At 48.9% G+C, this 25,693-nt stretch carries 23 protein-coding genes; 3 read left to right on the forward strand and 20 right to left on the reverse strand.

The window, feature by feature from the left end:
* Window positions 1-818 precede the first annotated feature (818 nt).
* The 6 genes from ACYVIC_RS06070 to ACYVIC_RS06095 all read right to left on the reverse strand — a co-directional run bounded on the left by ACYVIC_RS06070 (window position 819) and on the right by ACYVIC_RS06095 (window position 7,307).
* The gene (locus ACYVIC_RS06070; RefSeq protein ID WP_460858196.1) at window positions 819-1,334 is read right to left on the reverse strand and encodes a hypothetical protein; all 516 of its coding nucleotides are present in this window, start codon (window positions 1,332-1,334) and stop codon (window positions 819-821) included.
* A complete protein-coding gene (locus tag ACYVIC_RS06075) occupies window positions 1,335-1,610 on the reverse strand; it encodes a type II toxin-antitoxin system TacA family antitoxin (protein ID WP_460858198.1) in 276 nt (91 codons plus the stop codon).
* Window positions 1,611-1,736: 126 nt separating this feature from the next.
* On the reverse strand, window positions 1,737-2,294 hold the full coding sequence (locus ACYVIC_RS06080; protein ID WP_460858200.1) for an NAD(P)H nitroreductase: 558 nt from the start codon (window positions 2,292-2,294) through the stop codon (window positions 1,737-1,739).
* A 112-nt stretch (window positions 2,295-2,406) separates the two neighbouring features.
* Window positions 2,407-3,819 (reverse strand): glycogen synthase, encoded by a 1,413-nt coding sequence (locus ACYVIC_RS06085; protein WP_460858202.1) that lies wholly within the window; start codon window positions 3,817-3,819, stop codon window positions 2,407-2,409.
* Between the two features lie 12 nt (window positions 3,820-3,831).
* Entirely contained in the window at window positions 3,832-5,067 is a 1,236-nt protein-coding gene (gene glgC / locus ACYVIC_RS06090; RefSeq protein WP_460858204.1) for a glucose-1-phosphate adenylyltransferase, read from the reverse strand.
* Between the two features lie 221 nt (window positions 5,068-5,288).
* Window positions 5,289-7,307, reverse strand: coding sequence for an oxidoreductase (locus tag ACYVIC_RS06095; protein ID WP_460858206.1), 2,019 nt, complete (start codon window positions 7,305-7,307; stop codon window positions 5,289-5,291).
* 186 nt (window positions 7,308-7,493) lie between these two features.
* Here ACYVIC_RS06095 and sppA point away from each other — a divergent pair, with 186 nt between their 5' ends.
* Both sppA and ansA read left to right on the forward strand, forming a co-directional pair.
* The gene (gene sppA / locus ACYVIC_RS06100) at window positions 7,494-9,374 is read left to right on the forward strand and encodes a signal peptide peptidase SppA (protein WP_460858208.1); all 1,881 of its coding nucleotides are present in this window, start codon (window positions 7,494-7,496) and stop codon (window positions 9,372-9,374) included.
* A 74-nt stretch (window positions 9,375-9,448) separates the two neighbouring features.
* Complete coding sequence (ansA, locus tag ACYVIC_RS06105; RefSeq protein ID WP_460858210.1) at window positions 9,449-10,471, forward strand: asparaginase; 1,023 nt, start codon at window positions 9,449-9,451, stop codon at window positions 10,469-10,471.
* A gap of 80 nt (window positions 10,472-10,551) precedes the next feature.
* Here ansA and ACYVIC_RS06110 read toward each other — a convergent pair whose 3' ends face one another.
* The 7 genes from ACYVIC_RS06110 to msrB form a co-directional block, all read right to left on the reverse strand.
* Window positions 10,552-13,263 carry a DUF349 domain-containing protein gene (locus ACYVIC_RS06110; protein WP_460858212.1) on the reverse strand — a complete coding sequence of 904 codons (2,712 nt, stop codon included), beginning with the start codon at window positions 13,261-13,263 and terminating at the stop codon, window positions 10,552-10,554.
* On the reverse strand, window positions 13,253-13,534 hold the full coding sequence (locus ACYVIC_RS06115; RefSeq protein ID WP_460858214.1) for a YeaC family protein: 282 nt from the start codon (window positions 13,532-13,534) through the stop codon (window positions 13,253-13,255). Before ACYVIC_RS06115 ends, ACYVIC_RS06110 begins: the two co-directional genes overlap by 11 nt.
* A 1-nt stretch (window position 13,535) precedes the next feature.
* Window positions 13,536-13,862, reverse strand: a complete 327-nt coding sequence (locus tag ACYVIC_RS06120) for a zinc ribbon domain-containing protein (protein ID WP_460858216.1) — start codon at window positions 13,860-13,862, stop codon at window positions 13,536-13,538.
* Between the two features lie 49 nt (window positions 13,863-13,911).
* The gene (gene pbp4b / locus ACYVIC_RS06125; protein WP_460858218.1) at window positions 13,912-15,603 is read right to left on the reverse strand and encodes a penicillin binding protein PBP4B; all 1,692 of its coding nucleotides are present in this window, start codon (window positions 15,601-15,603) and stop codon (window positions 13,912-13,914) included.
* Between the two features lie 3 nt (window positions 15,604-15,606).
* Entirely contained in the window at window positions 15,607-16,734 is a 1,128-nt protein-coding gene (locus tag ACYVIC_RS06130; RefSeq protein ID WP_460858220.1) for a M14 family metallopeptidase, read from the reverse strand.
* 138 nt (window positions 16,735-16,872) lie between these two features.
* The gene (locus ACYVIC_RS06135) at window positions 16,873-18,324 is read right to left on the reverse strand and encodes a glyceraldehyde-3-phosphate dehydrogenase (RefSeq protein ID WP_460858222.1); all 1,452 of its coding nucleotides are present in this window, start codon (window positions 18,322-18,324) and stop codon (window positions 16,873-16,875) included.
* 129 nt (window positions 18,325-18,453) lie between these two features.
* Window positions 18,454-18,840: a peptide-methionine (R)-S-oxide reductase MsrB gene (gene msrB / locus ACYVIC_RS06140; RefSeq protein ID WP_460858224.1), complete on the reverse strand. Its 387-nt coding sequence runs from the start codon at window positions 18,838-18,840 to the stop codon at window positions 18,454-18,456.
* Window positions 18,841-19,003: 163 nt separating this feature from the next.
* Here msrB and ACYVIC_RS06145 point away from each other — a divergent pair, with 163 nt between their 5' ends.
* On the forward strand, window positions 19,004-20,785 hold the full coding sequence (locus tag ACYVIC_RS06145; RefSeq protein WP_460858226.1) for an alkaline phosphatase D family protein: 1,782 nt from the start codon (window positions 19,004-19,006) through the stop codon (window positions 20,783-20,785).
* A gap of 29 nt (window positions 20,786-20,814) precedes the next feature.
* Here the strand turns inward: ACYVIC_RS06145 and ACYVIC_RS06150 are convergent, their stop codons facing one another.
* The 7 genes from ACYVIC_RS06150 to ACYVIC_RS06180 all read right to left on the reverse strand — a co-directional run bounded on the left by ACYVIC_RS06150 (window position 20,815) and on the right by ACYVIC_RS06180 (window position 25,584).
* Complete coding sequence (locus ACYVIC_RS06150; RefSeq protein WP_460858228.1) at window positions 20,815-21,336, reverse strand: hypothetical protein; 522 nt, start codon at window positions 21,334-21,336, stop codon at window positions 20,815-20,817.
* 283 nt (window positions 21,337-21,619) lie between these two features.
* Window positions 21,620-22,747 carry a serine hydrolase domain-containing protein gene (locus tag ACYVIC_RS06155; RefSeq protein WP_460858229.1) on the reverse strand — a complete coding sequence of 376 codons (1,128 nt, stop codon included), beginning with the start codon at window positions 22,745-22,747 and terminating at the stop codon, window positions 21,620-21,622.
* An 80-nt stretch (window positions 22,748-22,827) separates the two neighbouring features.
* Window positions 22,828-23,637 (reverse strand): alpha/beta fold hydrolase, encoded by an 810-nt coding sequence (locus tag ACYVIC_RS06160; RefSeq protein ID WP_460858231.1) that lies wholly within the window; start codon window positions 23,635-23,637, stop codon window positions 22,828-22,830.
* Window positions 23,638-23,651: 14 nt separating this feature from the next.
* Window positions 23,652-24,050, reverse strand: coding sequence for a fosfomycin resistance glutathione transferase (fos, locus tag ACYVIC_RS06165; protein WP_460858233.1), 399 nt, complete (start codon window positions 24,048-24,050; stop codon window positions 23,652-23,654).
* A gap of 202 nt (window positions 24,051-24,252) precedes the next feature.
* On the reverse strand, window positions 24,253-24,588 hold the full coding sequence (locus ACYVIC_RS06170; RefSeq protein ID WP_460858235.1) for a hypothetical protein: 336 nt from the start codon (window positions 24,586-24,588) through the stop codon (window positions 24,253-24,255).
* Window positions 24,589-24,591: 3 nt separating this feature from the next.
* On the reverse strand, window positions 24,592-24,861 hold the full coding sequence (locus ACYVIC_RS06175) for a hypothetical protein (protein WP_460858237.1): 270 nt from the start codon (window positions 24,859-24,861) through the stop codon (window positions 24,592-24,594).
* A gap of 54 nt (window positions 24,862-24,915) precedes the next feature.
* Window positions 24,916-25,584 carry a DUF1707 SHOCT-like domain-containing protein gene (locus tag ACYVIC_RS06180; protein ID WP_460858239.1) on the reverse strand — a complete coding sequence of 223 codons (669 nt, stop codon included), beginning with the start codon at window positions 25,582-25,584 and terminating at the stop codon, window positions 24,916-24,918.
* Window positions 25,585-25,693 lie beyond the last annotated feature (109 nt).

Here is a 25,693-nt window from a genome sequence, read left to right on the forward strand (position 1 = left end):
AAACATGATTTTTCAGCCTTTTAATTTTTATCTGCCCCCGTTTATTACGGGCGAACAATTTAAGCGCCTGAGATGGGCTTAAGCCAACTTCATTGCCAGTTTTTCGCGTTGCACAGTTCCCTCCATGTATGGCAATTTAACAATTAACAATTGGATCCGCCCCCGAAGCTTCAATTGGATCCGCCCCCGAAGCTTCACGAAGCTTACAGAAACAGCTTGCTGGCGCGATTGTGATTCCCCTAGCTAGCCACGTTGGCCCCAGCAGGATTCATAACGCCTTTTGTATGGCCTGAGCCATTTTTTTCACAGTAGCTCCATCGATGCCCAAAGTGTTTCTATTCAAGTTTGCATAACTCATACTACTGATATAATTCAACCAAATCCGGTGGTAACTTTCAGACCTGTTGATTGCGTTAATACGAGATCTCTGAGTTTTGATCGAATTCCAATTCCTGTGAATTGAATCGACATGTCTATGGTACAGATACGAAACAAAAAATGTAGCGCCAATCGTGGTGAGTTGCTCCACCCCCCTCGAAAGCGAATGAGTGTCTTCCAGAATTTGAATTTGCCAATTGATTCTTCCTCGGAATCGATTTCACGCCTAACACTTTATTTTTGAGCATGCTCGATTTTTCAATTCATATAAAGGAAACGGGACGGATAATGCACTAAAAGATAGACACAAATTTTCGATTTTCACATATTGAAAAAACGAGCCTGCACTATATTTCTCCACCCTGCAGCCGTATGTACCTAAGTTATCTAAAGTATTTTGCAAGCGCAACATATGTGTGCAGTGTTAGTTTGATTTAAATCTACAACTGCCGAATGGTTTCCATCGCTACAAACAAGCGCATCGGCTGGTCAGTCAACGGGCTAAACATACCCATATGCTGGTAGAACTTTAATGCGTCATCATCCAGTACATCGAGGATCACACCAAACGCCGGTAAGCCCCGCTCTGACAATTCGCGTGCAGTGCGCAGGGCTTGCACTAAGGTTTTCGCACCCAACTGTTGCCCCTGATGCGATAGCGACACGCCAAGGCGGGCAAGTATAACTACTGGTACCGGATAAGCCGGTAATGAGCTGGCAGTTGCAGGTAAATCAGCGCGTAATACGGTACTTCCTGCCAGGGTAAAATAAGCTGCTAGCGGCGCTTTTGGCTGTTTGCTTTGTTCTGGCAGAACCCAGGTACGGCTTAAACCTAGCTCGCTGTTTCGAATAGCATAGCGACGCAGATACTCATTCAGGCTGGCTTTGCCGCAGTCAAACGCTTTTAAATCATGCAAACGGGCATCAGCCTGAACAAATGCCGGCGCCAGCGCCAATCAAAAACCCTCTTTATCTAACTTATAAGCAGCCGCTTTTAGCCGTGCATAAGGTGCAGGAGCAGATTCACATACCTGGATGAACTGGTCAAACTGAGCAGAGGTTAACTTAATTGCGGCTTGTGCCTGCAAAATGGCTGGCGCATTGTCGCGGATAAGCCGAACCATAAACTCGGTTAAAGAAGCACAACCCAGGGCTGCTGCTGCACGCTCGGCCAGCTGTTTGGTTTCTGCATCTACGCGCATTTCAATGCGTTCACGAAGTTCAGTGGCCATAACAGCCTCCATTGTGTAAAAAACGCGCTAAGTATAGGCCTGTACGGCAGATTGCCGCAAGTAAGGATTGCATGTTTTCAGCAAATCCAAAGAGCCAGAATGCTCTTTGGATTTGCTACAAAGGCTTTACAGGTGGGAAAAATACTCGGCCGGATCGGGGGTGTGGCGTTTGGCAGGTTCGCCGCTTGGCATGCCGAGGTATAAAAAGCCGACGATTTCGTCGTCTTCGCCCAGCTCCAGCGCTTGTTTAACAAAATCTAACTGGGCGTAGGCGCCGGTGCGCCAGATGCCGCCGAAGCCCTGAGCAAAGGCAGCTTGTTGCATCGCCATTACTGCGCAGGCTGCTGACTGCTGTTGCTCAATTAATGGCACCTTGGCGTGCTCTACAGCTTTGGCAATACAAACAATGACCATAGGCGCGCGCAGTGGCAGCTGGCGGGCGCGCTCTAGCAAGTCATTCGCGATAGCCGGATCGTCTTCTACCGCGGCCTCAGCAAAAATATCGCCTAACCGGCACAGTGCCTGGCGCCCTTCAGCGATAATAAACCGCCAGGGCCGTAAATTACCGTGGTCTGGCACCTGCAATGCCGCACGTTTAATGTTGTCCAGTACCTCGCCCGACGGCGCAGGTTCAGTTAAGCGGGCCGAGGAAAAACGGCTGGTTAATAAAGTCAGTGCATCCATAAAAGCCTCAATCTAGTTTGCGCGGGCAGCCTATCAAATTAACAGTAACCTTTACATCAGATTATCGCAAGACAAGGCGAGTTTGCCGGGCTTTGCAGCAGTTTATGCTGCTTTACTGCACACCGCCAGCCAGTGCCTGCTGATATAGCGCCAGATACTGGCTAGCCGAGCTTTGCCAGCTAAAGTTCTGAGCCATGCCGTTTTGTTGCACCCGCTTATAGCTGTCGCGCTTGCTATACAACAACTCGGCCTGCTGCAAGGTGTTATACATGGCGCGAATATCCGGCTCGGTAAAACCAATACCGGTTGCGCCGCGCCCCGGCCAGGGCTGCACCGTATCTTTTAAACCACCGGTTAGCCGCACTATTGGCACTGTGCCATAACGCAGGCTATACAGCTGGTTCAACCCACAGGGTTCAAACAACGACGGCATTAAGAAAAAGTCACCAGCCGCTTCGAGCTGATGCGCCATAGCGTCACTAAAACCGTGCACAAAACGAAACTGCTGTGGATGCTGCAACTGCAGCTGCGCCAGCGCCTGACAATAACGCGCTTCGCCGGTGCCCATAATGATCACCTGTGCGCTGGTAGCCTGCAGCCAGTGGCTTAACGCAGGGACTAAATAGTCGTAGCCTTTTTGCCCGGTTAAGCGGCTTATGCCAACAAACAGCGGTACTTTGTCCGGTGCCAGTGACAGCTCAGAGCGCACCGCCACTTTACACAGTGCTTTACCGGTTAAATCGCTCGCATCATACTGAGCTGGCAAATGCTTATCCGTTGCCGGATGCCAGATATCGTAATCACAGCCATTTAAAATACCGCAAAAATCTTCTGCGCGCCGCTGGTACAACGCAGACAACCCCGCCGCCATTGGTTCGGTTAACAGCTCATCGCGATAGCCCTGGCTTACGGTGTTAATTTTGTCAGCATAATTAAGCGCCAGCGCAAGAAAATTTAACTCGCTGTGCAATTGGGGTTCAATGTCCAGCTGTTGCCGCCAATGCGGCGCACAGCGCTCCTGATACGCACCGTTATGAATACTGAAGACAAACGGCACTTTAGCCAGCGCGCTGTCCTGGTAGTACTGTTTCAGATAATATGCGCCAGCGGCGCTTTGCCAGTCATGGCCGTTAATAATGTCAAACTGCTGGCCACTGTGTAACGCCCATTCCAGTGCGGCTTTAGCAAAGAAAGCAAAACGCAGCGGGTTGTCACTGTAGCCATGTTCGCCATCATCGTAGGGCCGGTCACGGCGAAAGAACGCGTGATGTTCAATCAGTGCGATATTAATGCCGTCCTGACTAAACTGATGCACGGCACAGCCAAACTCCCGCCCGGCTAAATCAAAGTATAAACTTTGGTAGTGAGCATTGTGATAAGCGTATAACGGGGCATAAGCAGGCAGTACCACGGTAACCTGGTGGCCGCTGTCGGTTAACGTCTGTGCCAGCCCTCTGCAGGCATCTGCCAGCCCCCCCGTTTTAATCAGCCCTTCATATTCACTGCATATAAACAGGATCCGCACGTTTAACCCTTACTATTCGTCAAAACCAATTTTTGCGCCTTTAGGGATCACCACCACCCCGCTGGCCGACACATGAAAGCGGGCCTTATCAAGGATCGGATCTTCGCCAATAATGGTGCCGGGGGCAATTTTTACATCTTTATCGATAATAGCACGGCGAATGCGGCAACCGCGGCCGATATCGTTATTACCCATCAATACGCACTTTTCGATATAGCTGTGGCTATGCACATGCACATTAAAGCCCAATATAGACTGGTACACGATAGAGCCACTGACGATACACCCCGACGCCACCATAGAGCTGATGGCCTGGCCGGTGCGGTTGGCTTCGTCATGCACAAATTTGGCCGGGGGCACCGGCGGTGTATAGCCGCGTAATGGCCAGTAACGGTTATATAAATCGAACGGCGGCTCAACCGAGATTAAATCCATATTGGCTTCATAGTACGAGTCTATCGTACCAACATCACGCCAGTAACCGGCGCTGCGCTCGTTTTCACCACGTATATGGTTAGCAGAAAAATCATACACGTACACTTCACCGTCAGGATACAGGCCCGGAATAATGTTATGGCCAAAGTCATGTTTGGAATCGCTTTGCTTGGCATCGTCTTCCAATACATTCACTAACGTCTTGGCTTCGAAAATGTAGTTACCCATAGATGCCAGTACGTAGTCTGGCCGGCCCGGGATGGTTTTTGGGTTGGTTTTGGGCTTTTCTTCAAAACCGATCATCTTACCATTAGCATCCACTTCAATAACGCCAAATTCATGCGCCTGCGCTACCGGCACCGGTATAGCCGCCACGGTTAAACGGGCATTATGTTGGCGGTGAAAATCCAGCATTTGCCGCACGTCCATTTTATAAATATGGTCGCCGCCAAACACACAGACGTGCTCCGGGTCCAGGCCATGAATTAAATGCAGGTTTTGATAAATGGCATCGGCCGTGCCCAAATACCAATGTTTGCCGGTTTGCATCTGGGCCGGGATCGGGTCGATAAACCTGTTAGTTAAACCGGTTACCCGCCAGGCCCGGCTTAAATGCTTCATTAGCGAGTGTGATTTAAATTGCGTGATAACAAAAATTTGTAACAGATCGGAATTAACAAAATTGTTTAGTACAAAGTCGATAATACGATAATTGCCACCAAACGGTACGGCAGGTTTGGCGCGAATGCCGGTAAGAGGTGCCAAACGCGTGCCCTCTCCTCCGGCCAGGATCATGGTTAATACCCCGGACATAGATACTCCCTGTTGGCTTGCTGTGTGTTTTTATATGGCATTTGCAAAGCTGATACCAGAATAGCAGTCTGAACGCATAAATTGCCAGTGGCGTGAATGAACAATACTTTGCGCGCCATCAAAATAAACACAGATAATGACACAGGTATGACAAAAGGCACCATCATGGTGCCTTTGTGGTTTACTTGCACCATGATGGTGCAATTTGGATGGCTATGGTTTTAGATTTGTGCGGCCAGCTCTGCGCCCTGACGAATAGCCCGTTTTGCATCCAGCTCTGCTGCGACATCGGCGCCGCCAATTAAATGCGCCTTGATGCCACTTTCAGCTAAGGCTGCAAGCAACTCACGTTGCGGCTCTTGCCCGGCACAGATAATCACATTATCTACATTGAGGCAGCGTTCTTCACCGGCAATATCTACCCATAAACCGTCATCATCGACTCTCAGGTAATTTACACCGGCAATCATCTCGACACCTTTTTTCTTCAGAGAGCTGCGATGGATCCAGCCTGTCGTTTTGCCAAGCCCGGCACCGACCTTAGTGGTTTTACGCTGTAACAGATACACTTTACGCTCAGCTGGCGGAGCCGCTTCATCTGGCAGCAAAGCACCACGCGCCTGATATGCTTTATCAATACCCCAATCTTTTAACCAGGCATCTGGCTGCAGTGTTAATGAGTGGGGCTCTGTTAAATATTCCGCCACATCAAAGCCAATACCGCCGGCGCCAATAATGGCAACGTGTTTGCCAACCGCTTTATGATCGCGTAATACGTCTAAATAACTGAGCACCTTCGCATGGTCACTGCCTTTGAGGCCAATATCACGCGGTACTATACCACTGGCCAGCACCACTTCATCAAAACCGCCTGCGGCCAGAGTTTGCGCCGTTTGTACAGAATTAAGATGCAGCTTAACCGCATGCAGCTCTAACATCCGGCCAAAGTAGCGCAATGTTTCATGAAACTCCTCTTTACCCGGAATTTGCTTGGCATAGTTAAACTGGCCACCAATTTGGTGCGACTTATCAAATAAATGCACCTCATGGCCGCGCTGAGCCGCATAAACACTAAACGCCAGCCCTGCCGGGCCGGCACCGACAACGGCAATTTTTTTACGCGTTGCCGCGGCGTTGAAATTAAGTTCGGTTTCATAACAGGCGCGCGGGTTAACCAGACAACTGGCGCGTTTATTCTGAAATACATGATCTAAACAGGCCTGATTACAGGCAATACAGGTGTTGATTAGATCAGCCTGATTAGCCGCAGCTTTGTTTACAAAGTCAGCATCCGCTAAAAATGGCCTGGCCATACACACCATATCAGCCTGGCCGTTAGCCAGAATATCCTCGGCTACCTGTGGGTCGTTAATACGGTTGGTAGCAATGACCGGAATTGTAATTTCCGATTTTACCCGCTGGGTTATCCAGCTAAACGCCGCCCGTGGCACCATGGTGCCAATAGTAGGCACCCTTGCCTCGTGCCAGCCGATGCCGGTGTTAATTAAGGTTGCACCGGCTTGTTGTATCGCTTTGGCCAGGGCCACAACTTCATCATAGCTATTGCCGTCTTCAACTAAGTCCAGCATCGACAAGCGGTAAATAATAATGAAGTCTTCACCGCAGGCCTGGCGCACAGCCTTAACGGTTTCAACAGCGAAGCGACAGCGGTTGTCAAAACTGCCACCCCACTCGTCACTGCGCTGATTGGTGCGGGCGCAAATAAACTGGTTGATCAAATAACCTTCAGAGCCCATTACTTCAACACCGTCATAACCGGCTTTTTTCGCTAGTTTGGCCGAATGGGCAAAATCTTTTATTGTGCCGCGCACTTGTCGTGCTGACATCGCTGCGGGCTTAAAAGGTGTTATCGGAGATTTAATTTTACTTGGCGCTACGCTAAACGGATGATAACCGTAACGGCCGGCGTGCAGCAATTGTAAGCAAATCTTGGCGCCATGCTGATGCACCGCCTGGGTTACCTGCCGATGCTTGCCGGTTTGCCACCAAAAACTTAACTGGCTACCAAACGGCACCAGGTTACCGCGAAAGTTTGGGCTGATACCGCCGGTAATAATCAGGCCAACGCCGCCCTTAGCCCGCTCAGCATAAAATGCAGCCAACTTGCTGAAACCTTGTTTTTCTTCTTCTAAGCCCGTATGCATCGAGCCCATAATGACGCGGTTTCTCAAGGTAGTGAAACCTAAATCCAGTGGTTGTAATAATTTTTGGTATGCCACTTTAGCCTCTCTGGTCGTACCTGTCAGATCTGCCGAACTTTAGCTGCTTTACCTGTTTATAGCAAGTGTGCTGCAACAGATGACTGAGTGTTACACATTTACTTACAAATTCCACTTAGCCTTTATAGCCAAAATGTTTAGCATATCAACATGCAATACATCTGATATTTAAACAGGAAAACTTACATGGCTGATAAAAATCCCGGCGCGTTCCGCCGGCTGTTTGGACTGATTGCACGGCTTTATCGTGGCTTTCGCTCTGTTATTCTTAACCTGCTTTTTATTGTGATAGTGGTTTTAATAGGCGCTTCGATTTTCAGTGGCGACGATAAAGTTGACGTACCAGCCACTGCTGCCTTGGTGCTAAACCTTAACGGCGACCTGGTAGAGGAAAAACGCTGGACAGATCCAATCGCTGCTGCAGTTAATGAAAGTTTAGGTGGTGAAGAAGAAGCACCGGAAATTTTAGTTAGCGATGTAGTTAAAGTGCTGCAATCTGCCACGAAAGACAACCGTATTCAGGCGCTTGTGCTAGATCTGGCTGCATTAGGCCGTGGCTCAATGGATAAAATGCAACGCATTGGCAACGAAATTGACGCCTTTAAAGCAGCCGGTAAAAAAGTGTTTGCCTATGGAAGTTTTTATGGCCAGAACCAGTATTACCTGGCCAGCTACGCCGACGAAATAAGTTTAAGCCCTATGGGAACTGTGCTGCTTGAAGGCTATGGCGCTTACCCGATGTACTATAAAAACGCTTTAGAAAAGCTGAAGATTAACACCCATGTATTTCGCGTCGGCACCTATAAGTCTGCCGTTGAGCCGTTCTTACGCAATGACATGTCAGATGAAGCCAAAGAAGCCAACATTGAGTGGTTAACCGCGCTATGGTCCGAATATAAACAGCAGGTTGCCCAGCGCCGTGGCTTTGCAGTAGACAATTTCGATGAGACCTACGTTGGTTTACTACAAAAGCTGCAAACTGCCGAAGGCGACTTAAGCCAATACGCGGTGAATGCCGGCCTGGTTGACAGCATTAAAACCCGCGAAGCTTTCCGGCAGGAGCTAATTGCTATCGTCGGTGAAAACGACGACCACAGCTACAATCATGTTAGTTTTGCTGACTATGCCGATTTAACTATCCCTGCAAAACAGTTTGATAACCCTATTACTGATAAAGTGGCGTTAGTAGTTGCCCGCGGCGTTATCGTTGATGGCAGTGCCAAAGCCGGTGCAGTGGGAGGTGACTCTACTGCAGCCATGCTGCGCAAAGCCCGCCATGATGACAAAGTTAAAGCGGTAGTATTGCGGGTTGACAGCCCTGGTGGCAGTGCCTTTGCGTCTGAAATTATTGCCCAGGAAATTCGTTTATTACGTGAGGCTGGTAAGCCGGTAATCGCGTCGATGGGGTCGGTTGCAGCCTCTGGTGGTTATTGGATCTCTGCCCCAGCCAATGAAATTTGGGCTGAACCAACCACTATCACCGGCTCTATCGGCATCTTCGGCCTGATACATACTGCAGAGAATGTCATGCCGACACTGGGGCTGAATGTAGATGGTGTAGGTACTACTGAACTTGCTGGTTTTTCTGGTGGACTGCCGCTGTTTAAGGGCTTGGAACCAGCAGCCAAAGATCTGATCCAACTGTTAATTGAGCGCGGCTACAGCGAGTTTCTCAGCCTGGTAGCTGAAAATCGCAACATGAGCACTGCTGATGTCGATAAAGTAGCCCAGGGCCGGGTTTGGACCGGCGCTAAAGCACTGGAGCTGGGCTTAGTAGATAAACTAGGCTCGTTGGATGATGCAATTAAAGCCGCTGCCGATAAAGCCGGCTTAGCTAATTATGACATCAGAGTTATTGGCCATGAGCTAAGCCCAAGTGAGCAAATGATCAAAGACCTGCTTGGTGAAGCCAAAGCACAAGGCTGGTTACCTCAAGCTACGGCAAGTGCTGAGCAGCAATTGCTGCGTAAGTTTACTACACAGCTGAAACAGGATTTTGTACTGTTGAACCAGTTTAACGACCCCAACGGCATTTATTCTTATTGCGTTAGTTGCAGCACCAACTGACAGCTGCAGTAAAAACAACTACAATGCCCGGCGATGACCGGGCATTTTTTTACCCTTTGCATAAGAGCACCCTTATGACTATGAGCAGAAAACGAATTTATGTCGCTTACACCGGCGGCACCATAGGCATGCAACACTCGGTTAACGGTTATGTGCCGGTGCCGGGTTTTTTAACTGATACGGTAAAACGGATGCCAGAGTTTTACCGCCCCGAAATGCCAGAATTTGATATTCATGAGTATCATCCGGTTATCGACTCTTCAGATATGACACCGCAGCACTGGCAGGATATTGCCGCCGATATTGCACAACAGTACGACCACTATGATGGTTTTGTCGTACTGCACGGTACAGACACCATGGCCTATACGGCATCTGCATTGTCTTTTATGCTGGAGAACCTGCAAAAACCGGTCATTATTACCGGCTCACAAATTCCGCTGGCACAGCTGCGTTCTGACGGCCAGGTAAACTTAATGAATGCACTGTACGTGGCAGCAAACTACCCTATTGCTGAGGTGGCGTTGTTTTTTAACAACCAGTTGTTTCGCGGTAACCGTGCCACTAAAGCCGACGCTAATGGCTTTAATGCATTTGCCTCACCTAACTTTGCCCCCTTACTTGAAGCGGGTATCCACATTAATTTGGTTGCTGGCAAACTTAGCCAAAGTAGCCTGCCCGCGCCGCTGCAAGTTGCAAGTATTACCCCGCAGCCAATTAGCGTGGTAACGCTATACCCCGGTATTAGCACTGAGGTTATCCGCAATATGACCACAGCTCCGGTACGGGCACTGATTATTAAGTCTTTTGGTGTCGGTAATGCGCCACAGCGTCCGCAGCTACTGCAGATCCTGCGCGAAGCCAGCGCCCGGGGGCTGATTATCGTTAACTGTACGCAATGTTTTAAAGGTACTGTGAACATGCAAGGCTATGCCACCGGCAACGCACTGGCGCAAGCCGGGGTAATAAGTGGCTATGATATGACCCTGGAAGCGGCCTTAACCAAACTGCACTATCTGTTAAGTAAAGACTTAAACCCTGAGCAAATTCGCCAGCAAATGCAACAAAACTTACGCGGCGAACTCAGTATCAACTAGACTCTGTTAACACTTGCTCTGGCTGCAAGTACCGGCTTACTGACGCTAATGTCTAGGCAGCAGTAAACCGGTTTATTGCTTCAGATAAATACCGCTTTAACCCTGGCCAGCAAGGGCAATTCGTCTGCAGTTACTGCACCAAACTGTAACCAGCGTCTCAGTAAACTGAGCTTATCTACCGTATTACCCTGATTATGCTTATCTGATAGCAATAGTAGCTGTACCTGCTGGCGTTGCGCACGGTCAGCCTCTGGCGAGGGCACCTCAGCTAACAACTCCAAGGCAATAGTTAGTTGTAGCCGGTTAAATTGCTGCTCTTGCTGTGCATTAAAACAGTCGCGAAAAGCCACTGGCAATTGTTCCGCGGTAAGCTCTGGCTCGGAAAGTACATCAAACATCCGGCTGAACTCACGCTGTTGCCGCGTTTGTTGCCAACGCTGTTGTTTTTGACTCAGTTTATCAAGCAACTGTCGCACCGCCTGCACTGTCGCAACACTTTGCGGTGTCAGGGCGTTAAGCTTTTGTTGCACAGCATCAAAGGCACTTTGTTCTGCCGCCGTCTCAAGCTCAACAGACAGCGCAGATAACAACGACTCAAACTGCTGCAACTCTAACTGTTCAGCTTGCTTTTGTTGTTCAAATTGCTCTGATCGGGTATTAAAAAAGCCATCACACAAGGCGCGAAATTGCAGCCACAGTGCCTGATCTTGCTTACGGCCTGCGCTGCCCAGTGTTTTCCAGCGTTGCTGACACTCTTTTAAGGCTTTGGCTACCAGGTTAGGGTCTGGTAATGCCAGCGCGAGTTGAGCTTGCTCAATCAGTTGCTTTTTTACGTCCGCGATCTGTTGCTGCAAAGCTTTTAGCTGTGAGCGCAACGAAATCAAAGCCTGATTAAAACGCTCATTTAAGCCGGCATAGTGCTGTTTATCAACTGCGCCGGCTTGCTGCCATGCTTGCTTTAACTGCTGCAAAGCGGTATCCAGTGTTTTAACATCCGCACTGGCGTTAGCGTATTCAAGCGCCTGCATAATAATCAGCTCACGCTGCTTCACATGCTCTGCCCGTAATAAGTCCTGCTGGGCAAAAAAGGCCCTGCATGGCGCAAATGCCCGCTCGCAGGCTATATCAAAGGCGGCATTCAGTTCTTGCTCTAATGCCGGGTCGGCTTTGCCCAAACTGTTCCACTGTGCTCTGGCCTGTTTAACCTCATCAGAGCGCTGGCGCATCTGGCTGTCAGTCAGTTCGCTACTAAGCTGTTGCATTTGTAACAACAACTGCTGCTTACGTGGCGTAGCGATGTATTCCTGCCAATCAGCCAGTTCAGCCATTTTTTCGCGGGCAAACTCGTAATCTTTACTCAGCGGAGCCTGCTGCGTAGCAGTAAGTACCTGATAATCCTGCTCTATGCCTTTAAACAAGCCAAACAACACTTTAAATTTACCGGCAGCATATAAACGGCGGTATTGCGCTAACTTGCTGCGACACTGGCGTTGTGTTTTTTCTGCCTGCTGGCTAAAGGTTTTCTCTGCCTGTTGCCATTGCTGTTGCAATGAAGTTTTCGCCTGCAGCAAAGTGGCTGGTACGGCTATCATCATTGTTTTGCTTAGCTGGCGCCACTGCTGCTGCCACTGTTGCAGTTGCGATGCAGATGCAGCAAAGGCTTCAGCGGTGTCAGGCACCGGCTGGGCAGCCCAATCTGCGACGATGCGCGTTAAGCCGGTTAACTGCTCTGCCAGTTCAGGCAAGCGCGTTAATTGTTGCTGTAGCTGACCAACACGGCTTAACAACGCCGCTTTAGATGATAGATCAAGGCCCGCCAGCTCAGTGGCTACACTGCTCAGCTGATGCTCTAACTGCTGTGCAGCGCTAATATCAGTAGACAACAAGGCTTGTTGTAACTGCTGTTCCAGCGTATCAAGTTGTTGTTGTAATGCCTGCTTTCTGGCAGATTGCTCGGCAACCTTGGCCTGCAAAGCGCGTTGCTGCGTTAATTGCTCCAGCTTCGGCGCTAACCACTGCTCAATCTGGTTACTGATTTTGGCGTATTTAGACCGAAACTCGTCAGCTTCAGCGCCCAGGCAAGCTAATTCGCTGTCCAGCTGTTGCCACTCGGTTTGATACTGTTGTAGCTGCTCTGGCAGCGCTTCCAGAATATAGCGCTCGCGCACGGCGTTCAGTTTTGCCAGTAATAATGTCAGCTGTTTGCGCAGTAACAGCGGCTTTTGTTTTTGCTCATTGAGCTGCGCCAGTTTTTGTTGCACATCTGCTTGTAATTCACTGTCCAGTTTCTGACTTAGCTTTTCCAGTGTTTTTTCATCGTCAATATGGGCCAGCAACTGCCTTTTTTGTGTCAGTTGCAGTACCGATCCCTGCAATGCCTTGATGTTTAGCTCGGTTTTATTTAAACGCTGTAACAAGGTAAATTTAATGGCCGCGTCGGTTTCGGTTTGTGCCAGTTGTTCCAAAATGCTGCTGCGGTTGCACTGGCTGATAAACTGTTGTTTTAGTTTTGCTTCTACCTGGTTTTGTAACAGTTGCTGGATCAACGTCTGCTCAGCTAATTGCTGTAAACGCTCAGCACTGTCGTGCTTACTGGCCTGCCACCACAGAGAAAAATCATTAAGTTTGTGCAACGCGGCCTTGCGTACCGCTTCTGCTCCATCGTTAAAGGCCAGCTCGTGTAACACGGCTTTGTGCGCTGTATCGTCAGGGTTAAGTGTCTCAATTGCTTGCTGGCGCACGGCTGCATCGGCATGTTGCCACTTAGGTTTGAAAAAACGGTTAAAGATCATCGTGCGAAAACCTTGCAATAGACGGCTGAGTATCGAATTGTTTTTTAAGTTCGGCTTTAGATTTTTGCACCATCTGGCCGTTAGCGCCAACAGTGAAAATTTCTTCTGATTTAAGCACCTGCGCCTGATAAGCCATAACCAGCTGCAAACTGTGCGCACGTTGCGCTTCTGTCATGGGGTTGCCATCGGCCCAACGACCGGTGGCAACCGCTTCGGCAAGTTTTTCATAGGTATCAGGCGTCATCGCCTGAACCAAAGTGTTAAAATCCATGCTATTTTTTTCTCTTCAATAACATAATACGGATACGCGTGATGATGTACCAACAAAAACCAATACCGATACAAGCCCCCGCCAACGTTTGTTGTATGCCGCCCGGTTCGGGGTCCCACCAATACATTAAGCCAAAACCTGACAAAAACAGCAATAAGGCTAACATTGAGTGATTAACCAGACTCTGTGATTTATCCAGCGCTTTACTGCGCGCCAGCGATGCCATTTTATCTGGCGTCAAGCTGGTTAAATCACTACTACATTTACTGCATTGCGCTGCTTTATCTGAAATTTTATGCCCGCAAAACGGACAAGATACAATTGCCATACTGCCTGAACCTTGTGTTGGTCAATCTTGTTTTTGCTACGGCTAAAGCCTACTGCATCGCCTGGTATATTTTACTCATGATGCTGCCATACATACCAGTTTCAAAGCGGTCGCCGGCAAAATAATGGCTATTTTCACCCTCAGCCAGCACCGGGCTGTGTTTTTTGTTTGTCAGCAGCACTACGACCAGCTGATAATAGGGATCAATTAATGTTGCTGTACCTGTCCATCCGGTGTGACCAAAAGCGTAACGACTGGCATAGGGGCCAAAATGCCAAGTTAGCTCTTTGCCTGCTGCCGTGCGCCAACCTAGCCCCATGGTGGCATCGATAACGGATGGGCTGACAAATTGCGCCAGGGTAGTTTCATTAAATACCGTTGTTAAACCATAACCACCGCTTAATGCCATAAAAGCCAGCTGAGCTGTGTCTCGGGCGCTGGAAAATAGACCGGCATGACCCGCTACACCCTCAAAGGCATAGCGGGCTTTTTCATCATGAACATGACCACGCACCACACTGCGTTTATCGGCCGGAAATACCACTCGCCCGCCTCTGCTATTGCCGTCCAGCTCGGTGGCGGCAATGCGAGATAATGGCAGGCCTTTTTGCAGCGGATTAAACACCGTGTCATTTAGCCCCATTGGCCGAAACAGCGACTGTTCCAGATAAGTGTCCTGCGCCATACCGGTAATGCGCTCGATTAACAGCCCCAACAACATATAGTCAATATCACTGTATACCGCCTTTTCGTTGCGCGCACGGCTAAAAGGCACTGCTGTGCTGATAAGCTCCATAGAACGGGCGCGGTCCAGCGAGTAAAACATGGCGCCGTTATTATTGTCGGGCCGGTGAAAATGGACTTCAGGCGCATAACCGGCGGTATGTTGCAGTAAATCACGCACCAGCCGTTGTTCACGGCCATCGCCCTGATATTCACTGATGTAATGTTGCAGCGGCTTATTCACGTCCAGCTTGCCACTGCTAACCAATTGCATCAATGCATAGTTGGTGGCATACATTTTTGTATTTGACGCCAGATCGAATACCGTGTCCAGCTGCATAGGTTCAGGGTCAGCCAGCGCACTGCCATCCTGTTGATATCGGTTGGCGTAACCATAAGCCGTGTGTTTAATGATTTTGCCATCTTTGGCAATAAGCAGCACGGCGCCGGGGAAGCCTTGCGCGACTTCGCGTTGGATCAAGCTGTCAAGTTCATCCAGTACAGCTTGCGAAAACCCGGCAGCTTCAGGCGTGCCCTCCGTTAATTGCGGATAAGGCACCACCAGGCGTATGCTGGCACCTAAGGGCTGAATGTCAGCAAGTTCAAGCTGGTTAATGCCATTGCGACTGTAGCGGCTGATATCCAGCGCCAGCAGATGGCTAGGTGCTATTGCAGAGCTTATCTTGACCTGATGACCATTAAGCTTGAGTGTTACACTGTCGCTGTTGGCCATATCAAGTAGCAGCTGGCCCTGGCCCTGAAAACCAGTAAAGCGGCGCCGGTTGTTTACCAGCGCCCTTTTGCTGTGCTGCTCAGGCCAAATCAGGTCTAGCTGCCCCAGAGGTTTGCCAAGGCGAAAGGCTTGCTGCTGTTCCGGCGCTAAGCTGCTGACAGGTAAAGGTGATACTGCCAGCCATGCCGGAACTGAACTGCAACTGCTGAGCACCAGCACCGAGCACAATAGCAGTAGTTTAGTGAAACCCACCGCCAGTGCCCTGCTTTGGCCTACGTTCTGCACGATTTAGCGCAGTTTATCTGCTACCGCTAAAACGGCCGGTAGTACATCCTGCCCCAGTTTCATCGAGCGGATATCAGACCAGCCATAGGCCTCGTCCGGTAAATTTGCATTGTCTTTAAAGGGCATTTCTACTGTGTAAGCCAGGCAGTTAAACTGCTCACCCACCCAGGCGGTGGCGATAGTCATATTGGCCTGACCTGGTGCATCCAGCTCGTAGCCGTATTCTGTCTGAAATTCTGGCGTAACAGTAAGCCAGCTTTGCTTAAACAGATTTTCCAGCGCGTTGATACGCTCGTTGTACGACGGCACACCTTCGCTGCCGGCCACAAAGTTATACGGCAGGTTTTCATCGCCATGGATGTCGAGAAACATATCACAGCCGATCTCGAGCATTTTTTGCCGTACTAAAAACACTTCCGGGCTTTTCTCCATGGTTGGATTAAGCCATTCGCGGTTCAGGTTCATACCTGCAGCATTAGTACGTAAATGACCACGCACCGAGCCGTCCGGGTTCATATTAGGCACAACATAAAATACCGCTTTTTCCAGCAATGCACGGGCTACGCCGTCGTCTTCATCTAACAGCCGGTCTAAAAAGCCTTCAATAAACCACTCGGCCATCGACTCGCCCGGATGCTGACGTGCAATAACCCAGATTTTCTTTTTGCTGTCATCAGGCTCACCCACAACCAGCATGCTCATATCGCGGCCATCCAGCGTAGCGCCCAACTCAACCAATTGGCAGCTATAGTCAGACTGCGCCTGGTGCAGCAAATCCATATGACGTTCATAACTGTAAGGTGCAAAGTAGGCAAAATACACGGAATCGGCTTCTGGATAGTGCGTAATGGTCAGCTCTTTACCGTTGTATTCGGTTTCTACCCGAAACCAGGTTTGCCGGTCATAAGAGGCCACCGCCTGATAATCTTTCCAGCCATCCGGGTAAGCAGAATCACCGGCGTTGGTAATGGTGAGTGTATGCACCTGATTGTGCGGCGAGCTTAAGCGAAAATGAAACCACTGGTAAAAATCAGACTGGTTGTCTTTGCGAATGGCCAGTTTAATGTTGTCCGGCGAGCTGGCTTCAAGTATTTCAATATTGCCGCTGTCGAAGTTGCTGGTGATTCTCATGGTTTTAATCCGTATAGTCTGGTATTGAAAATTCAGGCAGCAGTAAATAGCGCAGTGCCGCCCTCGAATAAGCTGATTCTAACAGGTTAACACAAAAGAAAAAGCCGCTAACAAGCGGCTTTTCGATAAAACAACAGCTTAACGCGCTACGGGCAAGGTTGGGTATTTAATACCCGCCATATCATTCATTACACGGATAACCTGGGTGCTGTAACCAAACTCGTTGTCATACCACACGTACAACACGCAGCGGTCGCCATCGACAATAGTCGCTTGTGAGTCCACCACACCGGCATAACGCGAGCCGACTAAATCAGACGACACGATTTCAGTAGAGGCAGTAAAGTCGATTTGGTCCTGCAGCTCGGAAAACAGCGAAGTATGTTGTAAAAAGTCGTTCATTTCATCGCGGTTGGTTTCGCGGTTTAAATTCAGTGACAAAATGGCCATCGACACATTCGGCGTCGGTACCCGAATAGCATTACCGGTTAACTTACCTTTTAATTGTGGCAAAGCTTTAGCAACAGCGCTTGCCGCACCGGTAGAGGTGAGTACCATGTTCAATGGCGCGGCGCGGCCGCGGCGCTCGGCACTGTGAAAGTTATCAATCAGGTTTTGATCGTTAGTGTACGAGTGCACCGTTTCTACGTGGCCATTACGGATGCCAAACTTATCTTCCAACGCCTTTAATACCGGGGTAATCGCATTGGTAGTGCAGCTGGCGGCAGAGACAATTTTGTGCTCTGGTAAAATCATATGCTGATTAACACCGTAAACGATATTTGGCACTTCACCTTTGGCCGGCGCGGTTAACAACACCTTGGCTGTGCCTTTGCTGCTAAAGTGGATACTCAGCTCTTTATCGTCTTTCCAGATACCGGTGTTATCTACCACTAAGGCATCGCTGATACCATATTGGGTGTAATCGACCAGTTCAGGCGAATTGGCATAAATGACTTTGATAAAGGTGCCGTTGGCTTTAATGCCCTGGTTTTCTTCATCTACCGTGATGCTGCCATTAAAAGGGCCGTGGATAGAGTCGCGACGCAGTAAGCTGGCGCGTTTTTCCAGATCACCTTTTTTACCGCCACGCACCACGATAGCGCGTAAACGCAATTTGGTACTCGGGCCAGAGCGCTCCAGCATTAAACGTGCTAACAAACGGCCAATACGACCAAAACCGTACAGCACTACGTCTACCGGCTTAACCTGATCTTCGTGATCCAGCAGCTCGGCAAGTTCACGCGCTAAATACTGTTCCAGCTCAGTGCCGTTTGCCGCATTTTTATAAATATAGCCGTACGCCAACTTACCGATATCAACCCGGCCTGGCGCTAAATTCATTTTGCTTATCGCTTCCAATACCGGAAAACTCTCGCGCAGGCGTAATTTTTGGCCTTCAAAACGCTCTACACTTTTGTGCGCTTTGATAATGTCAATAGTGGTAGCATTTACCAGCGGGCGGCCATACACCACTACTTCAATGCCTTTGTTACGATACAGACGGCCGATAATAGGCTGCATGTTCTCGGCATATTCCTGGCGTTCCTGCCAGCTTTTCTGGTACTGCTCTGCGTGCGATAGGGTCATGGGTAGAGGCCTTTTACTTCAGTAAGATGAATTAATCGGGTAATGCCAAAGCACGGTCTGCGCCGCTGTTGCTCTAACGGCGCGTATTGTAATAGAAGTTGAAAGGTAACGACAACAGTTACAGAATTTTTATTCTGACTTGGCGTTAAAGCTCAGCGATACAGAGTTAACACAATAACGCTGTCCGGTCGGCGCAGGGCCATCATCGAAAACATGGCCTAAATGTGCGTCACAGTTGGCGCAGACAATTTCAGTGCGTGTCATACCGTGGCTGCTATCGCGCTGATAGTTAACCCTGCCCTGCAGTGCCTGGTAAAAACTTGGCCAACCACAACCGGCGTCAAATTTTGTAGTCGAGCTAAACAGCTCGGCACCACAGCATACGCAGTGATAACTGCCGTTTTGTTCATTGTGCAGCAATTCGCCGCTAAACGGATATTCCGTGCCTTTTAGCCGGGTTACCCGGTATTGCTCTTCAGTTAAACGCTCACGCCATTGCTGTTCTGTCAGTTTCATTGCTTGCTCCGCTGTTAGCTTATAGCTGTGCAGTATTGTGCCTATAACGCACTTTGACAATGTTTTGTACATTGATGTTAGCTGTCATGTATTTTGACAACAGGTTTCACACTGCTGTAATGATTTTCTGTTTCACTGCGCTGGTCTAACCAGGAGAATAATAATGACTAAACTGACCCGCCGCGATTTTATAAAAGCCTCTGCCGCCGGCTTTGGCGCAGCCGTATTGTCAACCAGCTTAATCGGTTGCAGCAGTGACACTCGTGAGCCGGTGCCGCTACCTTATCGCGTGCAATTTTTACACGGCGTCGCCAGTGGCGACCCCGGCGCAGACGCCATAATACTCTGGACCAGAGTCAGTGCAGACGCAGCAACGGTGCCGGTAACCTGGCAATTAGCACAGGACAAAGATTTTAAGCAGATTATCCGCAGTGGCGATACCAGCACGTCGGCACAAAGTGATTACACGGTTAAAATTGATGTACGCGATCTGACAGCCGGCACTGAATACTATTTTCGTTTTCGGGCCGGTACTGTTACCTCGGCCATAGGCCGTGCCAAGACTCTACCTGCAGCCGGTGTCAGTGCGGTTAAACTGGCTGTGTTTTCTTGCTCAAATTATCCGGCTGGCTACTTTCATGTTTATGCTAAAGCTGCAGAAATAAACAATCTGGACGCGGTAATTCATCTGGGTGATTATATATACGAATATGGCGCTGACGGCTACGCCAGTGAAAACGCTGCAGCCTTGGGCCGGCAATCGCAGCCGGCAACTGAAATACTCAGCCTGGCTGATTATCGCACCCGCTACAGCCAATATCGCACTGACAGTGCACTACAACAATTGCATGCTGCGGCGCCCTTTATTGCGGTATGGGATGATCATGAAATTACCAACGACACCTGGCGCGACGGTGCTGAAAACCATCAAGCTGACGAAGGCGATTTCACACAGCGCAAGCAAGCTGCACTTAAAGCCTACTTCGAGTGGATGCCAATCCGGCCGGCGGCAGCAAATGATGAACTAACCATTTACCGTCAGTTTGAATTTGGTGATCTGGTCAACCTGATGATGCTTGATACCCGGGTTATTGGCCGCGATGAACAGCTCAGTTATGCCAGTTATACCGATCCGGTAAGCGGACAACTAGACAGCGCAAGGTTTAGCGCAGACTTAATGCAAGCCAATCGCACTCTGCTGGGCAATGAACAATTGCAATGGCTGCTGGATAAGCTCAGCCAGTCTGAAGCCCGCTGGCAGCTGCTGGGCCAGCAAGTATTGATGGGCCGTATGTTGCTGCCTGCAGCCATTGCTACACAGCAACTTAGCATTAGTGATTTTGCCGAACTGGCGGCACTGGCGCAACTGGCTGCGCGTGCTCAGGCCGGCGATCCGAGCCTGAGCGCACAGCAATTGGCTTATTTGCAGGCCAATCAGCACCGGCTAACGCCACAGGTGCTGACATTATTGCAACTCCCCCCCATCCCCTACAATTTAGACGCCTGGGATGGTTATCCGGCCGAGCGCGAGCAGATCCTGCTGCAGGTAAAAGCTCTGAACAAAAAGCTGATTGTGCTCGCAGGTGATACCCACAATGCCTGGGCCAATCATCTTGATGCAGCAGATGGTAGCCCGGTAGCGGTAGAGCTGGCGACATCATCGGTAACCTCGCCCGGTTTAGAACAATATATTGGCTTACCTGACCGGCCAACAGCGGAAGCAACAGAAACCGGCCTGGTGCAGTTAGTTGCCGGCCTGCAATATACCAATGTGTATGATCGGGGTTTTATGCTGCTGAATATTAACCGTGACAGTGTGCGCTGCGACTGGTTGTTTATTGATAGTATTGTAGCGCCGGCTGCTAATTTACTACCTGAACGCCAGCAAACAGCAACCGTTAACTGGAGTGAGAATAACGCGCCCCGTTTAACGTTGGCAGGCTGAAACTAACACAACACTGTGCGGGTGCAGGTTTAGTCGGCAAACAGTTTTTCGATATTGCGATAGTAATTGGTGGCCCTGACGGCATGAGGGTTTTGCAGATTGGCCACCAATTGCCGCAATTGCGATTCGTTATCTGCCAGCACAAAGCTGTAACCGCTGGTTCTGGAGGTGCGAATTGACATCGACAACTGAATGGTACCGTCAGCACTGCGAATAAAGTTCAGGCTATCACGCACCGGAAAACGCTCGAGGCTGTAATAGAAAAATTGCAAGGCATACTCAAGTTTTTGAAAAGAAGTAGGATAACTGACACGAGCCTGATTAAAGCTACTAACCGCATAGCCAATTGTATCGCCTCTTGGAAACTCGGTTACCGGCTTAATGCTGTTGAAACTGAAATGCAATTTACAGTGCCCGCTGGCTTTTTGCTCAATCATGCGCCAGCACAATTCATTTTGTTTGGTAGTAAAACTTACCGGTTGTTCAGCAGCCTCTACGCCAAGGCAAAGCATGCTAAACGTGATTAACAGTATTACTTTTACGCCGTGCATTGGTACATCCTCCATGACTGCAGTATGACACCTCTAACAACATCAATACTCAATGTGTACCCTTCTGTTATAGTCTTATAATTAAACCTATGCAATTGATCCGGATAAGGAAATAATGACTATCACGCAGTTTTATGACTAAACTGTCATAATGTCATACCAGTTAAACCTAGCAGTTTTGCTTTATTAACACAACCTGAATTTGTCTACAAAGTGCCTACATTTTTCCAGAAGAAATGTTGTGTTAGCGTCGGCCCGGCTCAAACAAGAGCCCTCGTACATACTATTTCTTTTTAGCTGCGAATACCGACGCCAGCAAGCTGTCACGGTAATCTGGAAAAAACCGGCTATCGTTGTTGGTCATAAAAATAATCAACAGCTGTTTGTCGTAATAATAGCGAAAATCCGCAGTGAAAATGCCGTTACTACCACCATGACGAACCACTTTGCCGTATTGCCCGGCAGGCTCAGTTATCCAGCCATAACCATAAAAAATTCCGGCGCGGGAAGTAGCAATATGTGGCGTAAACAACAAGGCTATTGATGCTTTATCAAGCACTGTTTCTGTTTGTAGTGCTTGATGCCAGCGGTTGAGATCGCCAATAGTCGACAAAAAGCCGCCATTAGCATGCAAATTCCACCAGGGGCCATCTTTATCCCAGGATTTTTCCAGTGGCGTACCCCAGCGCTTGCTGCTGCCATCCGCCTTGCCACCCCAAAAGCTATCGCGTTTTAACTCATAACCTGTTGCTATCGGCAGAGCTTGCCAATCCGGCATTCGATAACCGGTATATCGCAAGCCGGCAGGTTGCAACAAATGCTGCTGCACATATTGCTCATAGCTCTGGCCGGATACCCGCTCAATTACTAAGCCCAGTACAGCATAACCGGCATTGGAATAAGAAAACGCAGTGCCTGGCAATGCTTCAAGTTTGGAACGAAACACACGCTTTATAAAGGTATTACGGCTAACTTTGCTGTAATCGCCGCCGGATAAGTTATTTACCAACCCCGAGCTATGAGTAAGCAACTGATGCAGCGTAACAGGTCTTTTATCCGCCCCGGCTTCAGGAAAAAACTGGCCTAGCGTATCGGTCAGTTGTAGCTTACCCTGCTGCTGCAGCTTCAATATAGCTGCAGCGGTAAACTGCTTGGTAATAGAGCCAATATCAAACACTGTGTCGGTAGTAAAGGCTGTACCGGCCTCGTGATCCGCCATACCGTAAGCTTGCAACAACAACGGTTTACCCGCCTGTATAACCGCCACCTGACCGTCAAAGCCGTCGGCAACGGCTTGCTGGCTCCAGCGCTGCAGTGCTGTTGGTTCGGCACTGGCCGTAACCGACAATAACAATGTCATGCTGTAAACCAGCGTGCAAACTAAACGGTGTTTTAGTGAGTTATGCAACATCAATTCATCCTTAGTGTGGCCCAAACCAATTTATAACCCTGTTAGCACCAGCATAGCTTCGTCGCTTCAGCATCCAGCCTTTACTGCTTATCCAGCAGTGATAAAAGCTGTTTAAGCTCGTTAATCACCAGTTGTGGCTCGTCGAACTGCACATAATGCCCGCTGTTATCGGTTAGTACTGCCCGCCCCTGCGGAAATGCCGTAGCCCAGGCATGCCAATGCTCGCCCCAGAGCTGGCGGCCTTTATCGGTAAAAAATAGGTTTGGCGGGTTTGCTGTCTTTTTAACTGAGGCAATAACCGTGACTGGCATAGCCTTAATTTGCGGATAATCCGGCAACGGCCGTTTGCTCCAAAAATCCAGATATTGGTTCGACATACCGTTTTTCATGTCATCGAGTTTTATCGCAGCTATTTCCTTGTTCCCCTGTTCAAGGTCAATTGCGCGCACTATGTCAACATCATGCTCAGACGACGAGTCTAGCATTAGCAGGGCTTTAATTTTATCCGGGTAAGCAGCGGCAAAATCCCGCGCCACGCTACCACCATAAGAATGGGCAACGTAAATAACAGGTGCTGTTACATTAAGTTTTTCCAGCAGCCCGCTGGCATAATCAGCATAATCGCGCGAGGTAAAATGGCGTTTAATTTGGGTTGAATTGCCGTTACCAACACGGGAGTAACGAATAACCGTTGCGTGCTGTGCAATCTGGCTAAACACCGGGTCCCAGTCAGTCATTGCTGAGCCACCACCTGCTTCCAGTAATACGATATGTTTACCACTACCGGCAATTTCATACTCCAGCTCAAATTCATTAACTTTGATCAATTGGTTTGAAGCAGCCGATAAACTAAAACAGGTTGCCGCACAGACGAAAAGAAAAAACTTCAAAATGGCTCCTTAAATTACAACCAAACCAAGCCGGAATATGGCTTTTGTTTTAATGCCTCTAACCTCGTTTGCAGGCTGCCGCAATGCACTTCCAGCTTATGGCCGTCCGGGTCAAGAAAATAAACCGACTGGCCTTCACTGCTGTTTTGCTGCCACTCAGTTACGCCTGCCTCACGCAGTTTTGCTGCAAAGGCGCTGAAATCTGGCCGGGCAATAGTTAACGCGATATGCGAATAATCCGAACTTGGTGCAGGCTTATCGCAAGATAAACAAAACCAGACATCGCCAAGGCTAAGATAAGCCCCGCCATCCCAACGCACATGCGCCGTCATGCCAAGCAACTCAGTGTAAAACGCCAGCGAGCGCTCTATGTCACTAACAGCAATGGTGATATGGTTTAGGCCTTGCAGCATAGCGTTCTCTTAGGTTGTCAGTATAAGCGCCAATACATACTGAATGCGCAATGCTTCGCTGCACAGTATCGAGCGCAATACCTTTGGCCCAGGCGCTTTCTGTACAAAGAAAATGATGAATTTTGCTAATATCCAGCCGAGACTTATCATCGCTAATCGTTATTTGCTGCACCTGCTCTCCCTGTCATTGCAACTATTCAGCTTACGGCCGCGTTAATCTGAGTATTTCAACAGCATTTTCGTCAACAACTATCAATGTCTGATGACCTTTTAGCTGCAGCGATACCGCAATATAATCGCCCTGCTCTGCAGCATACATATTGCCATGCCAGATTGGTGGTGCAGCGCTCAGATCTTTGATTACCGTCAAGCCTATTGCGCCCGGTGCAGTGTCATGCCGCTGCACCGTGACAACGCCGGTTTGTATATTCACATTTAGCCAGGCCGGCTTATCTGCATGCTTCCAAATACCTGAAATATCAGCAGCTTGAGCGTTGAAAACAAAGACTAATGCGATAAACTTTAAAATGTGCCGCAACGGTCAATTCCCTAACGCTTTTTGCAGCCGGGATTTCTCCTGCGTAAGCATTAATATTTTGTATGTACCCCACAGCATAATAACAGCGCCGATAACGATAATACTGTTCACCACCGCCTTATCCTGCAGAATGGGCAGTATTGCTCCACCGTCGCCGGTAAATTTAGCAAACAACCCCACGCCAAATAGCAAGCTACCGGGCGCTTCTAATAGGGTAATTTTAATAACCTGCTTATCAATGTCTTTAATACGCTGTTGTTTTTGTTGTTGCATACGCGTCTTAGCCCTTCTTCTTTAAATCCCAGCTTGTGTAGCAACGTCGCCAATTCACGATTTATTTAAACCAAACAATTCCCGGCATTGATTAGCAAAATCATTGAATTTTTCTTTCATGGTACGTTTGAGGTTTATTTCCAGCGAACCGAGGATGGAATAGCCTTCGATAACAATTTGTGGCGCCTGCTGATCGGCGAAAGATGTCACCTGATTATCGCAGCTACTCACTATATTACTCATATTTGATACTACATTAACCTGTGGCGGTACCAGTATATTCAGACTGCCAACCCAGTTCTTTACATTAATAACAATATGCTGGTGTTGAAAAATAGCTTCAGAGAAATCCAGTTCTACTGAGCCAACAATATTGGTGATGTTTATCTCGGCCGGAACCAGCCACTGGCCACTTTGTTGATTTGATGACAGCACACACATTATTTTTTCATTGCGGGTATCGTTACCTGCCTGATAGCGCGGTGAAAAACTGCGCTGGCGCTGCTGTTGGTATTGGTTGTCTGGCAACAAGGTTAAATCGGCGACAACGTCTATCAGTTCCTGATGGCTTTTAGCGTCAGTTGCTATATCCAGCCGGCGCTCAAACGCTTCTGCCGAGATAATGCCATGGCTGTAATTCATTATCAGTTGATCGATAGCCTCCTGGCGCACCTGATCAAACGGCCGATCTTCAATTTTTACTCCGCTGGCATCAATGGCCATAACAACCTCCCCGCTCAATTTATTTTATTGCCAAAACGTTAGCATAAATTAAGTAACACAGCTTCTGTTTTTGGTATCAAAATGTTAATGGCGAGCAAAAAGTGTTGGT

The sequence above is a fragment of the Rheinheimera gaetbuli genome, assembly GCF_054781935.1.

Excerpts from the sequence above, each read along its gene's own strand:
- ACYVIC_RS06075 (WP_460858198.1), bottom strand. The coding sequence starts at position 1,610 with ATGGCCACTGAACTTCGTGAACGCATTGAAATGCGCGTAGATGCAGAA.
- ACYVIC_RS06080 (WP_460858200.1), bottom strand. The coding sequence starts at position 2,294 with ATGGATGCACTGACTTTATTAACCAGCCGTTTTTCCTCGGCCCGCTTA.
- glgC (WP_460858204.1), bottom strand. The coding sequence starts at position 5,067 with ATGTCCGGGGTATTAACCATGATCCTGGCCGGAGGAGAGGGCACGCGT.
- sppA (WP_460858208.1), top strand. The coding sequence starts at position 7,494 with ATGGCTGATAAAAATCCCGGCGCGTTCCGCCGGCTGTTTGGACTGATT.
- ansA (WP_460858210.1), top strand. The coding sequence starts at position 9,449 with ATGACTATGAGCAGAAAACGAATTTATGTCGCTTACACCGGCGGCACC.
- ACYVIC_RS06110 (WP_460858212.1), bottom strand. The coding sequence starts at position 13,263 with ATGATCTTTAACCGTTTTTTCAAACCTAAGTGGCAACATGCCGATGCA.
- ACYVIC_RS06115 (WP_460858214.1), bottom strand. The coding sequence starts at position 13,534 with ATGGATTTTAACACTTTGGTTCAGGCGATGACGCCTGATACCTATGAA.
- ACYVIC_RS06120 (WP_460858216.1), bottom strand. The coding sequence starts at position 13,862 with ATGGCAATTGTATCTTGTCCGTTTTGCGGGCATAAAATTTCAGATAAA.
- ACYVIC_RS06130 (WP_460858220.1), bottom strand. The coding sequence starts at position 16,734 with ATGAGAATCACCAGCAACTTCGACAGCGGCAATATTGAAATACTTGAA.
- ACYVIC_RS06135 (WP_460858222.1), bottom strand. The coding sequence starts at position 18,324 with ATGACCCTATCGCACGCAGAGCAGTACCAGAAAAGCTGGCAGGAACGC.
- msrB (WP_460858224.1), bottom strand. The coding sequence starts at position 18,840 with ATGAAACTGACAGAACAGCAATGGCGTGAGCGTTTAACTGAAGAGCAA.
- ACYVIC_RS06145 (WP_460858226.1), top strand. The coding sequence starts at position 19,004 with ATGACTAAACTGACCCGCCGCGATTTTATAAAAGCCTCTGCCGCCGGC.
- ACYVIC_RS06150 (WP_460858228.1), bottom strand. The coding sequence starts at position 21,336 with ATGCACGGCGTAAAAGTAATACTGTTAATCACGTTTAGCATGCTTTGC.
- ACYVIC_RS06155 (WP_460858229.1), bottom strand. The coding sequence starts at position 22,747 with ATGTTGCATAACTCACTAAAACACCGTTTAGTTTGCACGCTGGTTTAC.
- fos (WP_460858233.1), bottom strand. The coding sequence starts at position 24,050 with ATGCTGCAAGGCCTAAACCATATCACCATTGCTGTTAGTGACATAGAG.
- ACYVIC_RS06175 (WP_460858237.1), bottom strand. The coding sequence starts at position 24,861 with ATGCAACAACAAAAACAACAGCGTATTAAAGACATTGATAAGCAGGTT.
- ACYVIC_RS06180 (WP_460858239.1), bottom strand. The coding sequence starts at position 25,584 with ATGGCCATTGATGCCAGCGGAGTAAAAATTGAAGATCGGCCGTTTGAT.